The sequence below is a fragment of the Aeromonas sp. Y289-2 genome, assembly GCF_027705925.1.
Lineage (GTDB): Bacteria > Pseudomonadota > Gammaproteobacteria > Enterobacterales > Aeromonadaceae > Aeromonas > Aeromonas veronii.
The window spans coordinates 291,156-311,043 of record NZ_JAPDCH010000003.1; the positions used below are offsets into that span (position 1 = coordinate 291,156).

General features: G+C 58.9%; 17 protein-coding genes, 2 tRNA genes and 1 pseudogene. 10 read left to right on the plus strand and 10 right to left on the minus strand.

Translation table 11 applies throughout. The features are described 5' to 3' along the window. Nucleotide 1: 1 nt before the first annotated feature. From OKC43_RS07765 to lolB, 8 genes and pseudogenes are all read right to left on the minus strand, one after another. Nucleotides 2–78, minus strand: a tRNA-Met gene (locus OKC43_RS07765). A 234-nt stretch (nt 79–312) separates the two neighbouring features. Continuing rightward, the gene (ychF, locus tag OKC43_RS07770; protein WP_100653192.1) at nt 313–1,404 is read right to left on the minus strand and encodes a redox-regulated ATPase YchF; all 1,092 of its coding nucleotides are present in this window, start codon (nt 1,402–1,404) and stop codon (nt 313–315) included. 116 nt (nt 1,405–1,520) lie between these two features. Beyond that, nucleotides 1,521–2,117, minus strand: coding sequence for an aminoacyl-tRNA hydrolase (gene pth / locus OKC43_RS07775; RefSeq protein ID WP_058059203.1), 597 nt, complete (start codon nt 2,115–2,117; stop codon nt 1,521–1,523). Nucleotides 2,118–2,335: 218 nt separating this feature from the next. Beyond that, nucleotides 2,336–4,324, minus strand: a complete 1,989-nt coding sequence (locus tag OKC43_RS07780) for a bifunctional metallophosphatase/5'-nucleotidase (RefSeq protein ID WP_236271610.1) — start codon at nt 4,322–4,324, stop codon at nt 2,336–2,338. 116 nt (nt 4,325–4,440) lie between these two features. Further along, nucleotides 4,441–5,388 (minus strand): ribose-phosphate pyrophosphokinase, encoded by a 948-nt coding sequence (locus tag OKC43_RS07785; protein ID WP_005343846.1) that lies wholly within the window; start codon nt 5,386–5,388, stop codon nt 4,441–4,443. Between the two features lie 197 nt (nt 5,389–5,585). Beyond that, a tRNA-Gln gene (locus OKC43_RS07790) sits at nt 5,586–5,660 on the minus strand. Further along, nucleotides 5,640–6,510: pseudogene (ispE, locus tag OKC43_RS07795) on the minus strand (4-(cytidine 5'-diphospho)-2-C-methyl-D-erythritol kinase). Before ispE ends, OKC43_RS07790 begins: the two are co-directional and overlap by 21 nt. Further along, nucleotides 6,510–7,088, minus strand: coding sequence for a lipoprotein insertase outer membrane protein LolB (lolB, locus tag OKC43_RS07800; RefSeq protein ID WP_201972942.1), 579 nt, complete (start codon nt 7,086–7,088; stop codon nt 6,510–6,512). The pseudogene ispE and the gene lolB overlap by 1 nt, the downstream one beginning before the upstream one ends. Nucleotides 7,089–7,214: 126 nt before the next feature. On the opposite strand from lolB, the gene hemA reads away from it, so the two are divergent. From hemA to OKC43_RS07835, 7 genes are all read left to right on the plus strand, one after another. After that, nucleotides 7,215–8,474, plus strand: coding sequence for a glutamyl-tRNA reductase (gene hemA, locus OKC43_RS07805; protein WP_201946230.1), 1,260 nt, complete (start codon nt 7,215–7,217; stop codon nt 8,472–8,474). Nucleotides 8,475–8,525: 51 nt separating this feature from the next. Next, entirely contained in the window at nt 8,526–9,614 is a 1,089-nt protein-coding gene (prfA, locus tag OKC43_RS07810; RefSeq protein WP_042061304.1) for a peptide chain release factor 1, read from the plus strand. A gap of 61 nt (nt 9,615–9,675) precedes the next feature. Next, entirely contained in the window at nt 9,676–10,527 is an 852-nt protein-coding gene (prmC, locus tag OKC43_RS07815) for a peptide chain release factor N(5)-glutamine methyltransferase (protein ID WP_270803996.1), read from the plus strand. 56 nt (nt 10,528–10,583) lie between these two features. Continuing rightward, complete coding sequence (locus tag OKC43_RS07820) at nt 10,584–10,967, plus strand: SirB2 family protein (protein WP_236271613.1); 384 nt, start codon at nt 10,584–10,586, stop codon at nt 10,965–10,967. Between the two features lie 12 nt (nt 10,968–10,979). Further along, the gene (locus OKC43_RS07825) at nt 10,980–11,780 is read left to right on the plus strand and encodes a SirB1 family protein (protein WP_005362204.1); all 801 of its coding nucleotides are present in this window, start codon (nt 10,980–10,982) and stop codon (nt 11,778–11,780) included. Between the two features lie 97 nt (nt 11,781–11,877). Then, a complete protein-coding gene (gene kdsA / locus OKC43_RS07830; RefSeq protein WP_005334937.1) occupies nt 11,878–12,732 on the plus strand; it encodes a 3-deoxy-8-phosphooctulonate synthase in 855 nt (284 codons plus the stop codon). 301 nt (nt 12,733–13,033) lie between these two features. Continuing rightward, nucleotides 13,034–14,314 carry a dicarboxylate/amino acid:cation symporter gene (locus tag OKC43_RS07835; protein WP_204482816.1) on the plus strand — a complete coding sequence of 427 codons (1,281 nt, stop codon included), beginning with the start codon at nt 13,034–13,036 and terminating at the stop codon, nt 14,312–14,314. 117 nt (nt 14,315–14,431) lie between these two features. On the opposite strand, the gene grcA is transcribed toward OKC43_RS07835, so the two are convergent. Further along, complete coding sequence (gene grcA, locus OKC43_RS07840; RefSeq protein ID WP_005334936.1) at nt 14,432–14,812, minus strand: autonomous glycyl radical cofactor GrcA; 381 nt, start codon at nt 14,810–14,812, stop codon at nt 14,432–14,434. Between the two features lie 368 nt (nt 14,813–15,180). Between grcA and OKC43_RS07845 the strand changes: the two genes are divergently transcribed. From OKC43_RS07845 to OKC43_RS07855, 3 genes are all read left to right on the plus strand, one after another. Continuing rightward, complete coding sequence (locus OKC43_RS07845) at nt 15,181–15,921, plus strand: substrate-binding periplasmic protein (RefSeq protein WP_270803997.1); 741 nt, start codon at nt 15,181–15,183, stop codon at nt 15,919–15,921. A gap of 69 nt (nt 15,922–15,990) precedes the next feature. Beyond that, on the plus strand, nt 15,991–16,668 hold the full coding sequence (ung, locus tag OKC43_RS07850) for a uracil-DNA glycosylase (RefSeq protein ID WP_005353881.1): 678 nt from the start codon (nt 15,991–15,993) through the stop codon (nt 16,666–16,668). 70 nt (nt 16,669–16,738) lie between these two features. Next, nucleotides 16,739–17,290 (plus strand): hemerythrin domain-containing protein, encoded by a 552-nt coding sequence (locus OKC43_RS07855; protein WP_100653200.1) that lies wholly within the window; start codon nt 16,739–16,741, stop codon nt 17,288–17,290. A 100-nt stretch (nt 17,291–17,390) separates the two neighbouring features. On the opposite strand, the gene ygjK is transcribed toward OKC43_RS07855, so the two are convergent. Further along, entirely contained in the window at nt 17,391–19,871 is a 2,481-nt protein-coding gene (gene ygjK / locus OKC43_RS07860; RefSeq protein WP_270803998.1) for an alpha-glucosidase, read from the minus strand. Nucleotides 19,872–19,888: the final 17 nt, after the last annotated feature.

Genomic DNA, 19,888 nt, shown 5'->3' on the forward strand with positions numbered 1-19,888 from the left:
ATGGTGGCTATGACGGGATTCGAACCTGTGACCCCCGCATTATGAGTGCGATGCTCTAACCAACTGAGCTACATAGCCAACCTTGCTTCCGGTGAGTCGTTACCTCGTCACCGTGCGGGCCGAATTATGCGTATCTGGCTCTGGGGCGTCAACCCTTTTTTTGCCAGAAAAACGCAATTTGAGTGCGTTTGACCAGTTATTGGTCTCTGTTGCGCAAAAGCCCAACAATCTGCTTTTTTTTACGACATTGCCATGATTGCCCGGGCAATGGCAGATAAAAAACAGGCCAGCAAATGCTGGCCTGTCATGGGATTAGACGTTGAACAGGAAATTCATGATATCGCCATCTTTGACGATGTAATCTTTCCCTTCAGCGCGCATCTTGCCCGCTTCCTTGGCGCCTTGCTCACCCTTGTAGTTGATAAAGTCTTCAAAGGCGATGGTTTGGGCGCGAATAAAGCCTTTTTCAAAGTCAGTGTGGATCTTGCCAGCCGCTTGCGGGGCGGTGGCACCGACCGGAATAGTCCAGGCGCGCACCTCTTTCACACCGGCGGTGAAGTAGGTCTGCAGGTTGAGCAGCTGGTAGCCGGAGCGGATAACGCGGTTCAGGCCCGGCTCTTCGATGCCCAGGTCTGCCATGAACTCGGCGCGATCTTCATCGTCCAGTTCGGCGATGTCGGCTTCGATGGCGCAGCAGACCACGACCACGACCGCGTTCTCGGCGGCGGCGATTTCACGCACCTTGTCCAGATAGGGGTTGTTCTCGAAGCCATCTTCCGCCACGTTGGCGATATACATGGTGGGTTTCAGGGTCAGGAAGTTGAGGTGGCTCACGGCGGCCAGCTCTTCTTTATCCAGCTTCATGCCGCGGATCATCTGGCCGTTTTCCAGCGCAATCTTGATCTTCTCAAGCACTTCCACTTCCAGCTTGGCATCCTTGTCGCCGCCTTTGGCACGCTTGGACTGACGGTGAATGGCTCGCTCGCAGGCGTCCAGATCCGACAGGGCCAGCTCGGTGTTGATCACTTCGATATCGTCAGCGGGAGAGACCTTGCCGGCAACGTGAATGATGTTCTCGTCGTCGAAGCAGCGCACTACATGGCCGATCGCTTCGGTTTCACGGATGTTGGCCAGGAACTGGTTACCCAGACCTTCGCCCTTGGAGGCACCGGCAACCAGACCGGCGATATCCACAAATTCCATGGTGGTCGGCACAACGCGCTGCGGATTGATGATGGCAGCCAGCTGATCGAGGCGAGGATCCGGCATCGGCACCACACCTGTGTTCGGCTCGATGGTGCAGAACGGGAAGTTGGCGGCTTCGATACCGGCCTTGGTCAGCGCGTTGAACAGGGTGGATTTGCCTACATTGGGCAGGCCCACGATACCGCATTTAAAACCCATGGATTGTTACCTTACTTGATGGATGCTGTTGGGGGTCGCCCGCAGGCGGCCCATGTCATGCTTGTTCTGGTCGTTGCTCATGTACCGGCACAATGCCCGTACAGGGTCAAACCGACCTAACCCTTTTCCGCCTTGAAGCTGTGCAAGCGATTCATGGCCTTGGTCATATCTTGTTTGAACAGGATGTCGGTGGCGCGCAGAGACTCGTCCAGCGCGGCGTCGATCAGGTTCTGTTCACTGCTGGGGGCCTTGGTCAGGACGAAGCCAGCCACCTGCTCTTTGCTGCCGGGATGGCCGATCCCGAGACGCAGCCGGAAGAAGTTATTGTTGTTGCCCATCTTGGCGATGATGTCCTTGAGGCCGTTATGGCCACCGTGACCACCACCCTGCTTGAACTTGGCGATGCCTGGCGGCAGATCCAGTTCATCATGGGCCACCAGAATCGCTTCCGGCTCAATCTGATAAAAACGCGCCAGTGCGGCCACCGCCTTGCCAGAGAGGTTCATATAGGTGTTCGGGATGAGCAGCCGCACATCCTGCCCCTCGACCAGGATGCGGGCAGTATGGCCGAAGAACTTGGGTTCTTCACGCAGGCTGACATTGTGCCAGCGGGCCAGTTGCTCCACATACCAGGCGCCCGCGTTGTGGCGGGTCTTGGCATATTCCGGGCCGGGGTTGCCCAGTCCGACGATCAGTTTGATTTCGCTTGTCACGCTTGATGTCTTCACTCGCAGCTGCCGTGGGCACACTACCCAGGGCAATAGGACGCAATATTCTAGCCGCCGAGTGGCGATCACTCAACCAATGCGCATGTTATGGCGGGATTTGCAGCATTATTGCGGCCAATGGGTGGCTAACGGTGGGCAAACGGGCCTCTTGCATGAGGCCCGTTTCAGCTTACCGATGGATTGTGCCCGGTTGACTACCGTCGTTATTTGGCACGCAGCAGGGTGACGGTCTCTTCATCCAGTGCGGTCAGGGTGGGACGGGCATCGCGGACATACTCCACGAAAGAGGCTGCATCGGTGCCGCAATCCACGCCGCTGGCTTTGCAATCGAGGGGCTGGCCCGGGGCATAGACGGCGCTCAGCAGTTCGCCGTTTTGTGCCACTTTGAGCACCGGGAAGGCGGTCAACTTGCCATTGACGCTGGCGATATCGACCCGCTCGCTCTTCTGACGCTGGGCATTGGCCAGTGCTTGCCAGCCATCGTTGCCGTTGGCGCTGTAGGCGTTCATCACTACCCGATAGTGCTGGCTATCCACCAGATCTTGCCACTCGCCGCTTGCGGTCTTGCGCTGCAATTGGGTCAGGGTGCCCGCTTTGCCTGCGTCGGTCTCCTGGAAGGTGTAACGCAGGTGGCCGCCATAGGGGAACTTGCCGGCATGGGCGCTGGCGGGCAGGGTGGCGGTGATGGTTTCGGTCAGCAGGGCGCGCACCTCGGCGCCAGTCAGGGTCAGCACCGAGAGCTGGTTCTTGAACGGCAGCAGGGTGAGGGCACTATCCCCCTCGCGCCATTCGCCAGCAGGCAGGTCGGCGCGCACGCCCCCAACCGCCACCAGAGAAAAATCGACCGGGCCACCGGTCAGGGCCTGAACGGCCGGGGTATTGGCCCAGTAGAACTCCCCTTCGGCAACCAGCGGCGCTACATCTGAGCCGTGGCTGTCGCTGCCGTTGTCACCGGGACGACGGGCATTTTGCAGTTGCTCGGGGATGGTGCCGATCACTGGGCCATAAGCTTTCTCCAGCGCCGGTTTGTAGTGGCTGTCGATGATGCCGCGCAGGCGCGGGTCTTCATCCACGGTCACTAGATTGGGCTGGTTGTCGACAAACTGGCTCGCCTCTTTGCTGCGGGTCTCGTCGAGCGCCTGCTTGCGCGCCGCATCGGCGAAGAAGTCGCGGCTGGCCAGCAGGCTGTTGTGGCCCTGGCAGTCTGTCACCTGACCCTGGCTGTCAAAGGTCACCTGTGCCAGACCGATGGCCTGGGCGTAGGAGCCCGCCTGCACCACGCAGGTCTTGCCGATGCCATCCGGATTGGTCACCAGCTTGGCGTAATCGCCGGTCTTGCCCCAGCCAATGTTGCGAAAATCGCCGAGCAGGCTGTGGGAGTGGCCGCCGACGATGGCATCGAGGCCGTTTACCTTGGCGGCCAGCGCCAGATCCCGCTCGTTGCCGATGTGGGTGAGCGCCACAATCTGGTGGATCCCCTTGGCTTGCAGCATGTCGACCGTGGCCTGAGCCGAGGCGACCTCCTTGCCAAAGCGCAGCTTGCCGACGTTGGGGGCGATATTACCCATGTCTTCCAGTACCAGACCGATGACGGCGACCAGCTGTTTGCCTTGCGGCAGGTTGTCGAGATCGGTGACCGGGCTCTTCTGGTTGCCGTCAAAGGCGTAGACCACGAAGGGCTTGAGGTTGTCAGCCTTGCTGAGGGCTGGATCGGCCTTGGTGTCGAGGTTGGCGGCCAGCACCGGGAAGTTGACCCCCTCGATGAAGCGGGCCAGCTTCTGGTTATCCAGATCGAACTCGTGGTTGCCCAGTGCCATGGCATCGAGGCCGAACTGGCTCAGCAACTCGGCGTTGGCCATCCCCTCGTTCAGTTTGAAGTAGCCGCTGCCCTGCCAGGCATCGCCACCGTGCAGCAGCAGCAAGGGCTGGTTCTTGGCCAGCGCCTCGGCCTGATAGGCTTTCGCCATGGTCAGCAGGCGCGGGTAACCGCCAAAGCGGGTATAGAGGGTGTCCGTTTCCCCCTGCTGGGCAAAGATCTGCCCTTTGATCTCGGCATTGACCGGATCAAACTGGGAGTGGGTGTCGTTCATGTGAGCCAAGGTCAGCACAAAGGGTGGGTTCTCTTTGGCGGGCTGACAGGCGAACAGGGCGGAGGTGAGGGTCGCGAGCAGGAGGGGACGCAAGCAATTCATGGGTAAATCCTTAAGCCTGCCGGGGGCAGGGTCGTACCAGATAGCAGAAAGTTGGAAAGAGAAGGTCCAGAAAGACGAAAACCGCCTGATGGCGGTTTTCGTTATTGCTGAATCTATCAATGCTCAAACATGGCAGAGATGGACTCTTCGTTGCTGATGCGACGAATGGCTTCGGCCAGTACAGTTGACAGCGTCAGCTGCTTGACCTTGCCTACCGCTTTCATCTCCGCAGTGAGCGGGATTGAGTCGGTGATGATCAGTTCATCGATCACGGAGTTCTTGATGTTCTCGACGGCAGAACCGGAGAAGACCGGGTGAGTAGCGTAAGCGAATACACGCTTGGCACCGCGCTCTTTCAGGGCTTCTGCAGCTTTGCACAGGGTGCCGCCGGTATCGATCATGTCATCAACGATGATGCAGTCGCGGCCGGCAACGTCACCGATCAGGTGCATGACCTGGGAGACGTTCGGGCGGGGACGGCGCTTGTCGATGATGGCGATGTCGGTGTCATCCAGCAGCTTGGCGATGGCGCGGGCACGCACGACGCCACCGATGTCCGGGGAGACAACGACAGGAGACTCGAGGTTCTTGGACTTCATGTCTTCCAGCAGCACCGGGCTACCGAACACGTTGTCTACCGGAACGTCGAAGAAACCTTGAATTTGCTCGGCATGCAGGTCAACGGTCAGCACGCGGTCCACACCGACGCTGGAGAGGAAGTCAGCGACAACCTTGGCGGTGATGGGTACGCGGGCGGAGCGGACGCGACGGTCCTGACGGGCATAACCAAAGTAGGGGATAACGGCAGTGATACGGCCAGCTGAAGCACGACGCAGAGCATCCACCATGACGATCAATTCCATCAAATTGTCGTTGGTCGGGGCACAGGTGGATTGAATGATGAAGATATCGCCACCACGTACATTCTCATTGATCTGTACGCTGATCTCGCCGTCGCTAAAGCGACCTACGGCAGCATTGCCGAGTTTGATAAACAGGCGATCTGCGATCTTCTGGGCTAGTTCCGGCGTTGCGTTACCAGCAAACAGCTTCATGTCAGGCACGGTTTGAAACCTCGGGGTTGCATCCAGTATGTGGGGGAGTCTGAAATCAGACCCTATCGTTTTGGGGCAAACGATTTATCAAGATAACGTACAGGGTGTCTGCTGCCCAATGATTCTGATGATACCGGTAACCCGAATCCGTGGCCGAGTGCAAAACCGGCCACGTTTATCACAACGCATCATTGATACTTGGGAATTGGCTGGGGTACTAGGATTCGAACCTAGGAATGGCGAGATCAAAACCCGCTGCCTTACCGCTTGGCGATACCCCAATCATTTGAACTGTTGCAATGTGGAGAAGAGAGGTGATATGTTCTCGCCCTTGGCGACAAACCCATCAAGTCCCTTCGGCACGCAGGCCAACACTTCCCGAGCAGTCACTTCGTCTTCAAATTGAGCAAAGACGCAGGCTCCTGTGCCCGTCATTCTTGACGGCGCGTATTCTAGCAACCAGCCGAGCGCATTGGCAACCTCGGGGTGGCGCTTTTTCACCAGTGATTCGCAATCGTTTTTCCACTCGCCTTCCAGCAGGTTGTCCAGCGACATTTTCGGCGTGGCTCTCGGCAGGTCCGGATCCTGGAATACGGCAGCGGTCGCTACATGGCAATCGGGCTTGAGCACCAGATACCAGGCATCGGGCAGTTCGACCGGTTGCAGCCGCTCGCCCACTCCTTCTGCAAAGGCCGCCCGGCCACGGACAAACACCGGCACATCGGCCCCCAACTGGACGCCGAGCGCTGCCAGTTCATCTTCGCTCAAACCTGCTTGCCAGAGGTGGTTAAGCGCCACCAGCGTGGTCGCTGCATCGGACGAACCGCCGCCAATGCCGCCCCCCATGGGCAGCACTTTCTCCAGCCGGATATGGGCACCTTGCGGGCTCGGCAGAGTTGCCTGCAGCAGCCGTGCCGCGCGGATAATCAGATTCTGCTCATCCGGCACCCCGGGAATGGCCGGGCTCAGGGTGAGTGTGTCGCTATTCGGTATCACCTCGAACTCGAGCCAGTCGCTGTGGTTGAGGAAGATAAACAGGGTCTGCAGCTCGTGATAGCCATCGGGACGACGGCCATTGACGTGTAGAAACAGGTTGAGTTTGGCCGGTGCCGGCCAGCGTGTGGAAGCCATTAACGTGCAAGAGTCCATTGGTTGATCTGAAGCTTGAGGCGGCTGTTCTGGCCGGTCATGGTCAGCTGGTGCGGCAGGCGGTAGCCATCCTGATCCCGATAATCGCCATAGACGATCTGCCACTGGCCGTCGCGCACGCTGGCCAGACTGCTGTCGGGGTTGAGTTCAAACTCCGCCTGACCCGGCAGTCCCTTGATCCACTCTGGCAATCCCGCAACCGGAATATTCCAGCCGGTCAGTTGATAGATGAGCGCTTCGGCATCCTGGCTCTGGTGGCGATTGCCGTCGCTGTCGAGCAGGGTGATCTCCCCCTTGCTGCGGGAGAGCTCCAGAATGCTGGTGCCAATCAGGCTGGTGAGGTTGAGGCGATAATCATCGCCATCCTGCTGCCAGTTGAGGCGGGCACTGCCCTTTTGCTGGGGGGTGATGATGGCCATCTTGCCGGATAGCTGCCAGTGGGTCAGCTGCTCGAGACGGGTCCGCTCCTGGTTCCAGTTCACCTGGTCACGCTGGGGCTGGGTGGTGGCACAACCGGCCAGCAACAGCAGGCAGGTGAGGGTAAAAATACGTAGCAGCAAGAGACGGCTCCAGAGAGAGGAATTTGCCACAGTATACGGGGCGGCCGTATTGCTTTTAAAGACTTACCCTTTCTCGTACAATTGGCAGCCTTTGCACCCAGCGTATGAAATGATCGTCGCCCACTCATGAGTTTGCTTGCCCTCGGAATCAACCACAACACCGCCAGTGTCGCCTTGCGGGAACGGGTCGCCTTTGGCCCGGACTGCATCGATCGCGCCTTGCGTGAGCTGGTGAGCCAACCCGGTGTCAGCGAGGCGGTGATCGTCTCCACCTGCAACCGGACCGAACTCTATTGCAATCTGGAGGAGGCGCGGCAGGAGCAAGTGCTGCGCTGGCTGCAACAGTTCCACGGGCTGGACGCGGCCGAACTGGTCACTGCCATCTATCAGCATCACGATGAAGAGGCGGTGCGCCACCTGATGCGGGTGGCGTGCGGGCTCGACTCGCTGGTGTTGGGGGAGCCGCAGATCCTGGGGCAGATCAAGCAATCCTATGCCCACGCCCAGCAGGCGGAGTCGGTGAAGGGGGCGCTGGAGCGGCTGTTCCAGAAATCTTTCTCGGTGGCAAAAAGAGTGCGCACCGATACCGAGATTGGCGCCAGTGCCGTGTCGGTGGCGTTTGCCGCCGTCAGCCTGGGTCGGCGGATCTTCTCCGATCTCTCCCAGACCAAGGTGCTCTTGGTCGGGGCGGGGGAGACCATCGAACTGGTGGCTCGCCATCTGCGCGAACAGAACGTGACCCAGATGATGGTGGCCAACCGGACTCTGCAACGGGCTCAGACCCTGGCAGCCGAATTCGGCGCCCAGGTGATGACGCTCGAAGAGATCCCCGACTATCTGCACGAGGCGGATATTGTCATCAGCTCGACCGCCAGCCCCCTGCCCATCATCGGCAAGGGGATGGTGGAGCGCGCGCTGAAGGCCCGCCGCTTCAAACCCATGTTTCTGGTGGATATTGCCGTGCCGCGCGACATCGAAGCCGAAGTCGATGAGCTCTCCGATGCCTATCTCTACACGGTGGATGATTTGCAGGGGATCATCGAGCAGAACCTCGAAACCCGTAAACGGGCTGCCGCACAGGCGGAAGTGATCGTGCAGGAAGAGCGCGACGAGTTTATGGGCTGGTATCGCGGCCAGAGCTCGGTCGACCTCATTCGCGATTACCGCCATCAGTCACAGCAAGTGGCTGATGAAGAGTTGCAACGGGCCCTGCTGGCATTGGCGCAGGGCGAGAGTGCCGAACAGGCGCTCAAGGCGATGGCCCATCGCCTCACCAACAAATTGATCCACGCGCCGACCCAGGCGTTGCGCCAGGCTGCCTCCCAGGGGGATCAGAGCGAGCTCTCCCGCTTGCGGCAGGCGCTGGGGTTGTCACAAGAGCCATAATTTTCGGGCAACCTGCCGGTTGTCCCGTCCTCCATTGAGAATGCAAGAGTTATGAATCCGTCACTGATCAGAAAGCTGGAAGGCCTCATCGAGCGCCACGAAGAAGTACAGGCCATGCTCGGCGAGCCAGACGTGGTCTCGGATCAGGATCGCTACCGCGCCCTGACCCGCGAATATGCCCAGCTGGAAGATATCGTTCACGCCTTCCAGCGTTACCGTCAGGCTCAGGATGATCTGGAGACCACCCAGATGATGCTGGAGGAGGAGGATGCCGACCTGCGCGAGATGGCGCAGGAGGAGCTGCCGCTGGCCAAGGCCAATCTGGAGGCGCTGGAGCAGGAGCTGCAACTGATGTTGCTGCCCAAGGATCCCAAGGATGACAACAACTGCTATCTGGAGATCCGCGCCGGTGCCGGTGGCGATGAAGCGGCCATCTTTGCCGGTGACCTGTTCCGCATGTATTCACGGTTTGCCGAGCGTCAGGGCTGGCGCGTCTCCATCGTCAGCTGCAACGACGGTGAATATGGTGGCTACAAGGAGGTGATCGCCAAGATCGACGGCGAGCGCGTCTATGGCCGTCTCAAGTTTGAATCCGGTGGTCACCGGGTACAGCGGGTGCCGGAGACCGAATCCCAGGGCCGGGTGCACACATCCGCCTGTACCGTCGCCGTGCTGCCGGAAGTGCCGGAAGCCGAGCAGATCGAGATCAACCCTTCCGATCTGAAGATCGACACCTTCCGCGCCTCCGGTGCCGGCGGTCAGCACGTCAACAAGACCGACTCGGCCATCCGCATCACCCACCTGCCGACCGGTCTGGTGGTGGAGTGTCAGGACGAGCGCTCCCAGCACAAGAACCGCGCCAAGGCAATGTCGGTGCTCTCCGCCCGCCTTCAAGCGGCCGAGGATGAGCGCCACCGCGCCGCCGAGCAGAGTACCCGCCGCAATCTGGTGGGCTCCGGTGATCGCTCCGAGCGCATTCGTACCTACAACTACCCGCAGGGCCGCCTCTCCGAGCACCGCATCAACCTGACCCTCTATCGCCTCTCCGAAATTTTGGAAGGGGATCTGGACTGCGTCATCACCCCGCTGGTGCAAGAGTATCAGGCCGATCAGCTCGCCTCGCTGGCCGAGAACAACTGATGCAAATGGTGACCCGGCAAGCTCGCATTAAGTGTTGTGCTCATAAGGTGGAGTGGCACTGATGCAGATCCAGCAGGCCCGCGCCCATATCATGACTGTGTTGGCCGGGGGGGAGTCCCCCCGCGCCGATGCCGATGTACTGCTCTGTCATCTGCTCGGGTGTCGTCGCAGCTATCTGATGACCTGGCCCGAGCGTGAGCTGGATGCCGCCCAGCAGGCCACCCTGCAGACGTGGCTGGCTCGTCGTCTCAATGGCGAACCCATCGCCCATCTGGTGGGGGAGCGGGAGTTCTGGTCGCTGCCCCTCAAGGTGAGCCCGGCGACCCTGATCCCGCGCCCCGATACCGAGGTGCTGGTCGAGCAGGCGCTGACCAGAATCCCGCAGGGGCCGTGCGCCGTGCTGGATCTGGGCACCGGCACCGGCGCCATCGCGCTGGCGCTCAAGTCCGAGCGGCCCGAAATCGATGTGTGGGCGGTGGATCGGATGGCCGATGCCGCGGCGCTGGCCCGCGAGAACAGCACCGCGCTGGGATTGCCCATCGAGGTGCGCGACGGCAGCTGGTTCGAGCCCCTTGGCGAGTCGGATCGCGACAATACGCCACGTTTTGCGGTGATTGTCTCCAATCCCCCCTATATTGATGGCGCCGATCCCCATCTCGAGCAGGGTGATGTGCGCTTTGAACCCCGCTCGGCGCTGGTTGCCGATGACGCCGGGCTGGCCGATATCCGCCACATCGTGGCCCATGCCCCCGCTTATCTGCTGACCGATGGCTGGTTGCTGCTGGAGCATGGCTGGGATCAGGGGAAGGCGGTGCGTCAGTTGCTGCGTGATGGCGGCTACCGCGAGGTAGCCACGGTGCGTGATTACGGGGATAACGACAGGGTGACGCTGGGCCTCTGCCCGCTGCGCTGACGGTTCCTCACTGTTACACGGCGGGTTGCCTGTGCGCCCCCATGCAAGGATTGAATATGGTTTTTGTGCTCAAACACCTGCACCTCACCCTGATTGCCGGGGCCGTGCTGATGTTTATGCTCCGCTTCTACTGGGTACAGACCGCTACTGGCCGTGCCTACAGCGCGCCGGTGATGAAGGTCAGCGGCTGGCTCAACGGTCTGGTGGTGCTCTCCGGCGTATTGCTCTGCATGGTGCTGGATCTCAACCCGCTCAATAACGGAATTCCCTGGCTCAGCGAGAAGCTGATGGCCATTCTGGTGCTGGTATTTCTGGCGGCGATGGCGCTGCGGCTGGCCAAAAGCAATCTGGTGCGCTGGTGCTCCTTTCTGGGGGCGCTTGGCTGGATCTACTTTATTGCCAAGTTGGCAGTGCTCAAACAGACGAGTGTGTTCGGCTAAGGCATGAAGAGAATGTTACACATAGACGAATGGACCGATTTCGAAGCCCACGACATCACCGAGCTGGCGTTGTCGGTCAGTGACGAAATTTATGGCTCGGTCGAGGAGGGGATCCGCGAGTTGAACCTGCTGGACGAGTGGCTGGATGAGCAGATCGAAGAGGGCACCTGCGACGAGGTGCGCCAGCAGTTGCTGCAAGGCTTCTACCACAGCCTCGGTTTTCATGGCGACTGGCAGGACTATTTCTCTGCCAACAACTGTGACCTCAATCAGGTGCTGGTGCAGCGCAAGGGGATCCCGGTCAGTCTCGGCATCCTCATCATCCAGCTGGGGCGCAAGCTTGGGCTCGATGTGGAGGGGATCTGCTTCCCCGGCCACTTCCTGGTGAGCTTTGCCGGTGGCGAGGGGGAGGTCTATGTCGACCCCTTTACTGGCGACGAGCTGAGTCTGGCCCGCATCGAGCTGCTACTGCGCGGTGCGCTGGGGGACTTGGCGACCCTCACTCCCGACTACCTGCAGCCCTCCGGCCAGTGGGAGATCATCGAACGGCTGCTCAACGTCAGCAAGGGGGCCCTGCTGCGGGAAGATCGTATGCCCGAGGCACTACGCTGCAGCGAGTTGTTGCTGCGGATGAAGCCCGGCGATCCGCTGGAGACGCGGGATCGCGGCTTTATCTACGAGCAGCTCGATTGCCCGCGCCAGGCCGCCGACGATTTTGAATATTTTATTGAACAATGCCCGGACGATCCGGTGGCCGATGTGCTGAAAGTGCAGCTGGCCGCGCTGGATCTGAGCCCCAAGCCCCTCCATTAAGGGCGGCTTGAAACTGAAACAGAAGAATATCAAGGCCGCTGCGCTCGGCTGCAACGGAGTAACTTGGCTTCAGGCCCTTTTATTAAGGATGTCTTAGATGGAACAGAAGAATATCAAGATCAACCAGATCGACGTTGCCAACGACAAACCGTTCGTGCTGTTTGGCGGCATGAACGTGCTGGAATCCCGCGATATGGCGATGGCTGTGTGCGAGAAGTACGTGGAAGTGACCAGCAAGCTGGGCATCCCGTTTGTCTTCAAGGCGAGCTGGGACAAGGCCAACCGCTCCTCCATCCACTCCTACCGCGGTCCGGGCCTGGAAGAGGGGATGAAGATTTTCCAGGAGCTGAAAGCGACCTTCGGCATGCCGGTCATCTCCGATCTGCACGAACCCCATCAGGCCAAGCCGGTCGCCGAGGTGGTGGACGTTATCCAGCTGCCCGCTTTCCTGGCGCGCCAGACCGATCTGGTGGAGGCGATGGCCCGCACCGGCAACGTTATCAACATCAAGAAGCCGCAGTTCCTCAGCCCAAGCCAGATGAAGAACATCACCGACAAGTTCGAGGAGTGCGGCAACGACCAGCTGATCCTGTGCGAGCGCGGTGCCAACTTCGGCTACGACAACCTGGTGGTGGACATGCTGGGTCTGGGCGTGATGAAGAAGAGCACCGGTGGCTATCCGGTGATCTTTGACGTGACCCACTCCCTGCAGTGCCGTGATCCGCTGGGTGCCGCCTCCGGTGGTCGTCGCGAGCAGGTGACCGAGCTGGCACGTGCCGGCATGGCAGTCGGTCTGGCCGGTCTCTTTATCGAATCCCACCCGGATCCGAAAATTGCTCGCTGCGATGGCCCGAGTGCCCTGCCGCTGGAGAAGCTGGAAGGTTTCCTCAAACAGATGAAGGCCATCGATGACCTGATCAAGGGCTTCGAACCCCTCGATACCTCGGCCTGATCCCGACGCTGTCATGCCTGATGAAAATGCCCCGCAATGCGGGGTATTTTTATATCTGCCATATTTAGTTGAAGACTCAAATTAATCCACGAGCAAACAATTATCGGTTGCTGTGGTGTTAATGGTGTTAATTTTGTTGTGTGATTAATGTCTCTTAATTGTTTTTCATTACATGTAAAGTGGTCACCGTAGTAATGCAGAAACAGCATGGATCGGGTGAGGTACGCAGATATCTCGTCCGGCTATCTGCATGTTTATTGCTGCCATAACAATGTGCAATTAAATTAACAGGACGTTAATAATGCGAAAAAAACTATTTAGCAGCCTCTATTTTCAAGTATTGCTCGCGATTACCCTCGGGGTATTTCTGGGGCATGTCTATCCGGAACTGGGCGCCGATATGAAGCCCCTCGGTGATGGCTTCGTCAAATTGATCAAGATGATCATCGCCCCCGTTATTTTCTGTACCGTGGTTACCGGCATTGCCGGGATGGAGAGCATGAAGGCGGTCGGCAAGACCGGCGCCATTGCTCTGCTCTACTTCGAGGTGGTCAGCACTATCGCCTTGATCATCGGGCTGTGTGTGGTCAACCTGCTGCAACCGGGTGCCGGTATGAACGTCGATCCGGCTGCGCTGGATGCCAGCGCCATCTCCGCCTATGCGGAGCAGGCCAAGTCCCAGGGCATTATCGCCTTTTTGCTGGATATTATTCCGGGCAGTGTGATCGGTGCCTTTGCCAGCGGTAATATCTTGCAGGTGTTACTGTTTGCGGTGCTGTTTGGCTTCTCCCTGCATCATATCGGTGAAAAGGGACAGGTTATTTTCGGCGTCATCGACAGTTTCTCCAAAGTCATATTTGGCATTATCAATATGATAATGAAACTGGCGCCGGTCGGTGCATTCGGGGCAATGGCATTTACCATCGGCAAATATGGAGTAGGTTCACTGGTACAACTGGGCCAGCTTATTGCCTGCTTCTATCTCACCTGCCTCTTCTTTATCTTCATTGTGCTGGGCAGCATCGCTAAAGCCTCAGGTTTTAGCATCCTGCGTTTCATCTCCTACATTCGCGAGGAGCTGCTGATCGTGCTGGGGACCTCCTCTTCCGAGTCGGTACTGCCGCGGATGCTGGACAAGATGGAGAAGCTGGGTTGCCAGAAATCGGTGGTGGGGCTGGTCATTCCGACCGGCTACTCCTTTAACCTGGATGGTACCTCCATCTATCTGACTATGGCGGCGATTTTTATCGCCCAAGCTACCAATACGCCGCTGGATCTGTTCCAACAGATCACCCTGCTGGTGGTACTGCTGATCTCCTCGAAAGGGGCGGCAGGGGTGACTGGTAGTGGCTTTATCGTGCTGGCGGCGACTATTTCGGCGGTGGGCCATCTGCCACTGGCTGGTTTGGCGCTGATCCTGGGGATCGACCGTTTTATGTCCGAAGCGCGGGCGTTGACCAACCTGATCGGTAACGGGGTTGCCACCGTGGTGGTCGCCAAATACTGCAAGCAGCTGGACGAGAAGAAAATGGATGCAGTGCTCGGCGGCAAGGTCGGGCAACTGGAAGCGGACAGGGCGTAAGCGCTGTTTCCCCCGCACGGCCGCGTTGGCTGGTGCGGGGGCAATAAAAAAACGGCCAATCGGCCGTTTTTTTATTGCTGATACCGCAAGTATCAGCTCTTCACTGCAGGGCGCTGATTACAGGCTCTGGGTGAAAGTACGGGTAACCACGTCACGCTGCTGTTCCGGGGTCAGGGCGTTGAAACGCACTGCGTAGCCAGATACACGGATGGTCAGCTGCGGGTACTTCTCCGGGTTTTCGATAGCATCTTCCAGAGTTTCGCGACGCAGCACGTTGACGTTCAGGTGCTGGCCACCTTCAACAGCAGGTTCAGCCTGAACCGGCAGTTCGCGGTATTCGAACTGACCCAGGTCAGCCAGTTGCACTTCTTGATCGGCAGCGAAAGCATCGCCTTTGACGCAGATGCAGCGAGCTTGTTGCTTCTCTTCGTCCAGCAGCCAGAAAGAGTTCAGCAGAGCGGTGTTGGCGGCCTGGGTGATTTGAATGCCTTTGATCATGGTATGACTCCTCAATGGGAACGCGAATCCAACTGTAAGGAAATTACCCTGATGTATTTAAGCTACCGTCTATGGCGATGACTTAAAGGGCCCTTGCCTTACACCTTTTCTTTGATGGGGTCATATATACCACGGTGGCAATATTACCAAAATTGATCTGGGTCAAGAAAATCCGACAAAATGCCATTTCAATGGGATTAAATTCTTGAGTTGAATCAAAAATAGGTCATTTTTCTGATTTTGTAAGATATCCAAATTATGCATCTTTTATCTCGCCAATCTAGTAATTTAACTACATCTTTTCGGCTTTTTCTGAGGTTAATTGAGGGGTTGGCTACACTCAGCTAAAAAAGCGAGGAGAGTGCCGGGTGAATAATGGGTGGCGAAAGTGGGCATGGCTGGCCCTGTTCTGTTGCTGGGCAAGCAGTGTTGCGGTGCGGGCCGAGACGGTGCGTATTGCTGTGGGCGAGTGGCCGCCCTATATCAGTGAGGCGCTGCCCAATCAGGGCTTTCTCTGTGAGGTGGTGCGCCAGGCCTTTGCCGAAGAGGGGCTCGATGTCAGCTTTCACTTCTATTCCTGGGCCGAGGCTTACCGACTGACTCTGGAGGGGCGCTATGTGGTCACCATGCCCTGGTTTCGCTCCCGCGAGCGGGAGCAGCTTTTCTATCTCTCCGCCTCGCTCGGCCATTTCACCACTCGCCTGATGACGCTGACCGGTACGCCCGCGGTCAATCTGGGTGAGCTGAAACACGAGCCGGTCGGGGTGACCCGTGGCTACTTCTATGGCGATGGTTTTGCCGCCCGCCAAGCCGGGCTCACCCTCGAGTGGTCAGATTCTGATGAAGAGAGCATGGGTAAGCTGCTTGACGGGCGAGTCCACTATCTGGTGATGGATGAGCAGGTAGCACAGACTCTGTTCCAGCAGGCGCTCGTTCGTCATCCCCAATCGCTGTCACTGACCGGTGCCGCCGACCCCATCTGGTCGCAACCGGGATACCTGCTGATGCGCAAGGCCGATCCCGAGGCGCGCCGTCTGATGCTGCTGTTCAATACCGGGCTGCGCAAGCTGGAGCGCTCGGGGCGCCTCGCCAGACTCTGGAAAGCGTGAACCACGGTTGCGTCTTGCGGGCTGGCCCCCTATCCTGAACCCTTCGCCGTATCAAGTGAGGAGGCCGGGGTGCTGACCTGGAGTGATGTGATTGGCTCTGAGAAAGAGCAGGACTATTTCAAGAGTACGCTGGCAACCGTCAGAGCCGAGCGGGAAGCGGGCAAGGTGATCTACCCGCCAGCCACCGATGTGTTCAATGCCTTCAAGCTGACCGAGCTGGATCAGGTCAAGGTGGTGATCCTGGGCCAGGATCCCTACCACGGCCCCAATCAGGCGCACGGTCTCTGTTTCTCCGTTCTGCCCGGCGTGCGTACGCCCCCCTCACTGGTCAACATCTATAAAGAGATGCAGCGTGACCTGCCAGGTTTCGTCACACCCAATCACGGCTTTCTCGAATCCTGGGCCAAACAAGGTGTCTTGCTGCTCAACACTGTACTGACGGTGCAAGCCGGTCAGGCCCATTCCCATGCCCATCTGGGATGGGAGACCTTTACCGATCGGGTCATCGAGCAGATCAATGCCAGCTGTCAGGGCGTGGTGTTCCTGCTGTGGGGCGCCCACGCCCAGAAGAAGGGACGTTTCATCGACCGCCAGCGCCACTATGTGCTGACCGCGCCGCACCCGAGCCCCCTCTCTGCCCACCGCGGTTTCATCGGTTGCGGTCACTTTAGCGAGACCAATCGCTTGCTGGAACAACAGGGCAAGAGTCCGATAGAGTGGAAATCTGTCTGCATCCCACTTGATTGAGTGCAAAGTTCGGGCGACAAATGACCGTATACTCAGGGACATAAGATTAATTCAGAGCCAAGGAGTGCCCATGTTATCCAGTCTGCACAAGGATCATCTCAACATCGCCCGACTTTTGGAGCTGCTCAAGCACAAGCTGGCAGCCATCCGTGCCGAAGAGCCCATCAGCTATTTTCTGGTGCGCGATGTCATCGACTACCTGCGGGAGGTCTCTGACAAGTACCACCATCCCAAGGAAGACCTCATCTATGACTACTACCTGAAATATCGGGTGGTGGAGGGGGAGGTCGCCAACCGCCTGCAGGAGGAGCACGTCAAGCTGCTGGAGGCCGGGGCCGATCTCAAGGAGATGGTGGAGATGATCCTGATGGATGCGGTGATCCCCCTCGATCAGTTCACCACCAAGCTGGAGCGCTTCGTGGAGCTGCAAGAGGCACACATGAACTATGAAGAGGGGGTGATCTTCCCCCATCTGCGTGACTCCCTGACCGAGGATGACTGGCGTCATCTGGAGCAAAACTGGCAAAACCGCGCCATTGGCGACCCCCTGTTCGGGGCCGAGGTGAGCCAGCACTTCCAGGCACTGGCCAAACGCCTCTCTCTGCCGCTCAAGACCGGCTAAGACGAGCCCGTACCTGCCGTGTGGCGGGTATTGTGTGAGTGCAACTTGAGTGAAAACAGAAAGGCCTCCATCCGGAGGCCTTTTGCATAATGGAGCAAGCTTACGCCTGTGGTTTCAGGAAGTTGCGATAGAGCATATAGAGGTGGGCCGAGCTCCAGCTGAAGTTGCTGGCACCCTGCATGGCGCCGGTCTCCGGATTGTAGTTTTCGCGGATGGGGCCGCTGCCTGCCAACCCTTCAGCGTTGTTGAACAGCTTGTTGACCAGAGCCTCGGCATCGCTGCGATAGCCGTAGTTTTCGAGCCCCTTCACCCCGAAGTAGAACTGATCGAGCCATACCCGGCCGCGCCAGTAGATATTGGGGTCGTAGGCCGGGTTGGTCAGCGCGGCTGTGCCCAGCGGGATCTTCGTGTTGAACTCCTGGGCGTTGAGCATGACCTCGCGCACCCGCGCCGCTTTCTCCTTGTCTGCGACCTCTGCCCAGAGCGGGCTCCACCCTTCCGGACCACGGCCGCGAGCGGTCAGCAATTTGCCGACGCAGCCGTTGCCGTCAGCAACATCCCCCTGAGCAATCTGGCGATCGTAATAGAAGCCTGATGCCTCATCGAACATGCAGCTATTGATGTAACCAGCCAGCTGGGTCGCGCCATCGCGGTAGCGGCTCGCGTCGTCCGGCTTGCCAAGCAGGTCGGCCATGTCGGCCAGAATGCGTTTCTCCTTGGCGAGGAAGGCGTTGAGCTCCACCGACTCCTGATCGATGGAGAAACCGATCAAATCGCCATTGTCCTGATGGTTTTCAAAGAAGGCGACGTTCCAGTCCTGACGCGCCTTGGCCAAATCTCCGCCATAGGTCTTGTCGGCATAGCGTTGCAGCTGGCTCGGTTCGATAAAGCCGAAACGGGCGGCGTTGTCCATGCCGGACTCCCAACCGGCGCCGTGCTGGGCACCGATATCCATGTCGCTGTAACCGCCCACGTTCAACACCTGTTGATAGAGCGGCATACCGGCGCAGGCATACCAGCCATCCCCCTCACTGGTACAGCTGGAGAGATCCAGCCCGGCGGGAATACCGTTGGAGTACTGCACCTTGAAGGTGATATTGCCGTACTCGTCATTGTGCTCCACATGCTTGGTGGCGCCATATTCGATGATGCCGTTGCGGTTGTTGTCCCGCGCGCGGTACCACCAGTCGTGGTAGGCCTGCAGCTTGGGATACATCTCGGCGATAAAGGCCTTGTCCTTGGTGGCACTGTAGATTTCCCAGATAGCCCAGGCGGAAAGGGGCGGCTTGGTGTCGCGCTCGTTCCAGTTGCCGCCATCGCCACCGCGATCCGCCAGCTTGTTGTAGAAGACGGCATCGATCACCATGCCCGCATCCTGCGGTCGTACCGGATCATCCGGCTGTACCTGATAGTCATACATGGCGCGCACGTTGTTCTTGGCTACCTCAGGGTTGAAGTGCGCCATGGCATAGGCGTGCTTCCAGCTGTCCCAGGCCCAGACGCCGTCGAACCAGCGTGCTGTATTGGAGGGGGTTACCCCGTCGTGGAGGATGGCGCCAGCCGGGGAGCGCCAGTTGCCATTGAGGGTCTCCATCGCCTTGACGGCGATGCGACGCTCCGACTCGGGGATCCCCTGATTGGAGAGACCCTTGGCAAGGTAGCTCTCCCAGCGGCGGATGGAGTCGGCAAAATAGCTGGCCGGGTTGGCCAGCAGGGCTTGACGGCTCTGCTGATGGCGGCTGGCGTCATCTGCGGAGTGGAGATAGCTCTGCAGGGTGTAGATATCTTCGCTCCCCTTGGCGGCCAGGGTAATGCTGGCGTCGCTTTGGTAGCCCAGTGTCTTCTGGTCGAGGGTGGTGCGACTTGGCAGGGTACGGTCGATGCGATAGCGGGCGCCGCCGCTCTGCATGATGTTCCAGGTGCTGCGCAGTTTGCCGAACTGGAATTCGATTCCTTTGTCGCTCTCGCTGATGGTGCGAGTCCAGCCTGGATATTTGCTGGCAATCGTATCCTTGGCATCCCATTGATTGAGCAACTCGCCCTGCCAGTTGAGGTTGAGGGTGAGCGGTGCATCGGTCTGGTTGATTAGTCGGGTGCGGATAAGGGCGGTGCGGGCATCGCCATAACGCAGCTCCAGCTCCAGCGTAAAGGGCTCGAACTCGAAGCGTTGCACCAGTGCGCCCGGAATCGCGTACACCTCCTGCTTGCGGGCGCTGGTGAGCGGGAACGGGCGGCCGCTCGCATCGCTCAGGGTGAGCTTGTCCAGCTCGCTGGCAAAGAAGAGGCTGTACTCCTCCGAGATGACCATGGGGCCGGTAAAGCCCCCCCACTCCTTGTCGCTGCCAGGCAGCAGGAAACCGTGCCATGCCCCCAGATCGAGCAGCGGGTTGTATTTGAGGTTGGAGTAGCTGTCAAAGTCTCGGAATTGGGTCGGTGTTCCCCGACGGTCGATCACGTCCTTGTACTGGATGGCCTGCTCCGGTTTGGCGACTGTGCTGCTCTCTGTCTGGTTATCGTTGCAGGCAGTCAGTCCGAACAGGGCGGTGCCGAGGGCTACCGAGAGTAAAGTTTTACGAAACATTTCTCGCTCCAATTCCG

Coding starts and splice junctions, on each gene's coding strand:
- OKC43_RS07780 (WP_236271610.1), bottom strand. CDS start 4,324: ATGAATTGCTTGCGTCCCCTCCTGCTCGCGACCCTCACCTCCGCCCTG.
- prmC (WP_270803996.1), top strand. CDS start 9,676: ATGCAGATCCAGCAGGCCCGCGCCCATATCATGACTGTGTTGGCCGGG.
- ygjK (WP_270803998.1), bottom strand. CDS start 19,871: ATGTTTCGTAAAACTTTACTCTCGGTAGCCCTCGGCACCGCCCTGTTC.
- OKC43_RS07855 (WP_100653200.1), top strand. CDS start 16,739: ATGTTATCCAGTCTGCACAAGGATCATCTCAACATCGCCCGACTTTTG.
- OKC43_RS07820 (WP_236271613.1), top strand. CDS start 10,584: ATGGTTTTTGTGCTCAAACACCTGCACCTCACCCTGATTGCCGGGGCC.
- ychF (WP_100653192.1), bottom strand. CDS start 1,404: ATGGGTTTTAAATGCGGTATCGTGGGCCTGCCCAATGTAGGCAAATCC.
- kdsA (WP_005334937.1), top strand. CDS start 11,878: ATGGAACAGAAGAATATCAAGATCAACCAGATCGACGTTGCCAACGAC.
- OKC43_RS07825 (WP_005362204.1), top strand. CDS start 10,980: ATGTTACACATAGACGAATGGACCGATTTCGAAGCCCACGACATCACC.
- OKC43_RS07835 (WP_204482816.1), top strand. CDS start 13,034: ATGCGAAAAAAACTATTTAGCAGCCTCTATTTTCAAGTATTGCTCGCG.
- hemA (WP_201946230.1), top strand. CDS start 7,215: ATGAGTTTGCTTGCCCTCGGAATCAACCACAACACCGCCAGTGTCGCC.
- prfA (WP_042061304.1), top strand. CDS start 8,526: ATGAATCCGTCACTGATCAGAAAGCTGGAAGGCCTCATCGAGCGCCAC.
- grcA (WP_005334936.1), bottom strand. CDS start 14,812: ATGATCAAAGGCATTCAAATCACCCAGGCCGCCAACACCGCTCTGCTG.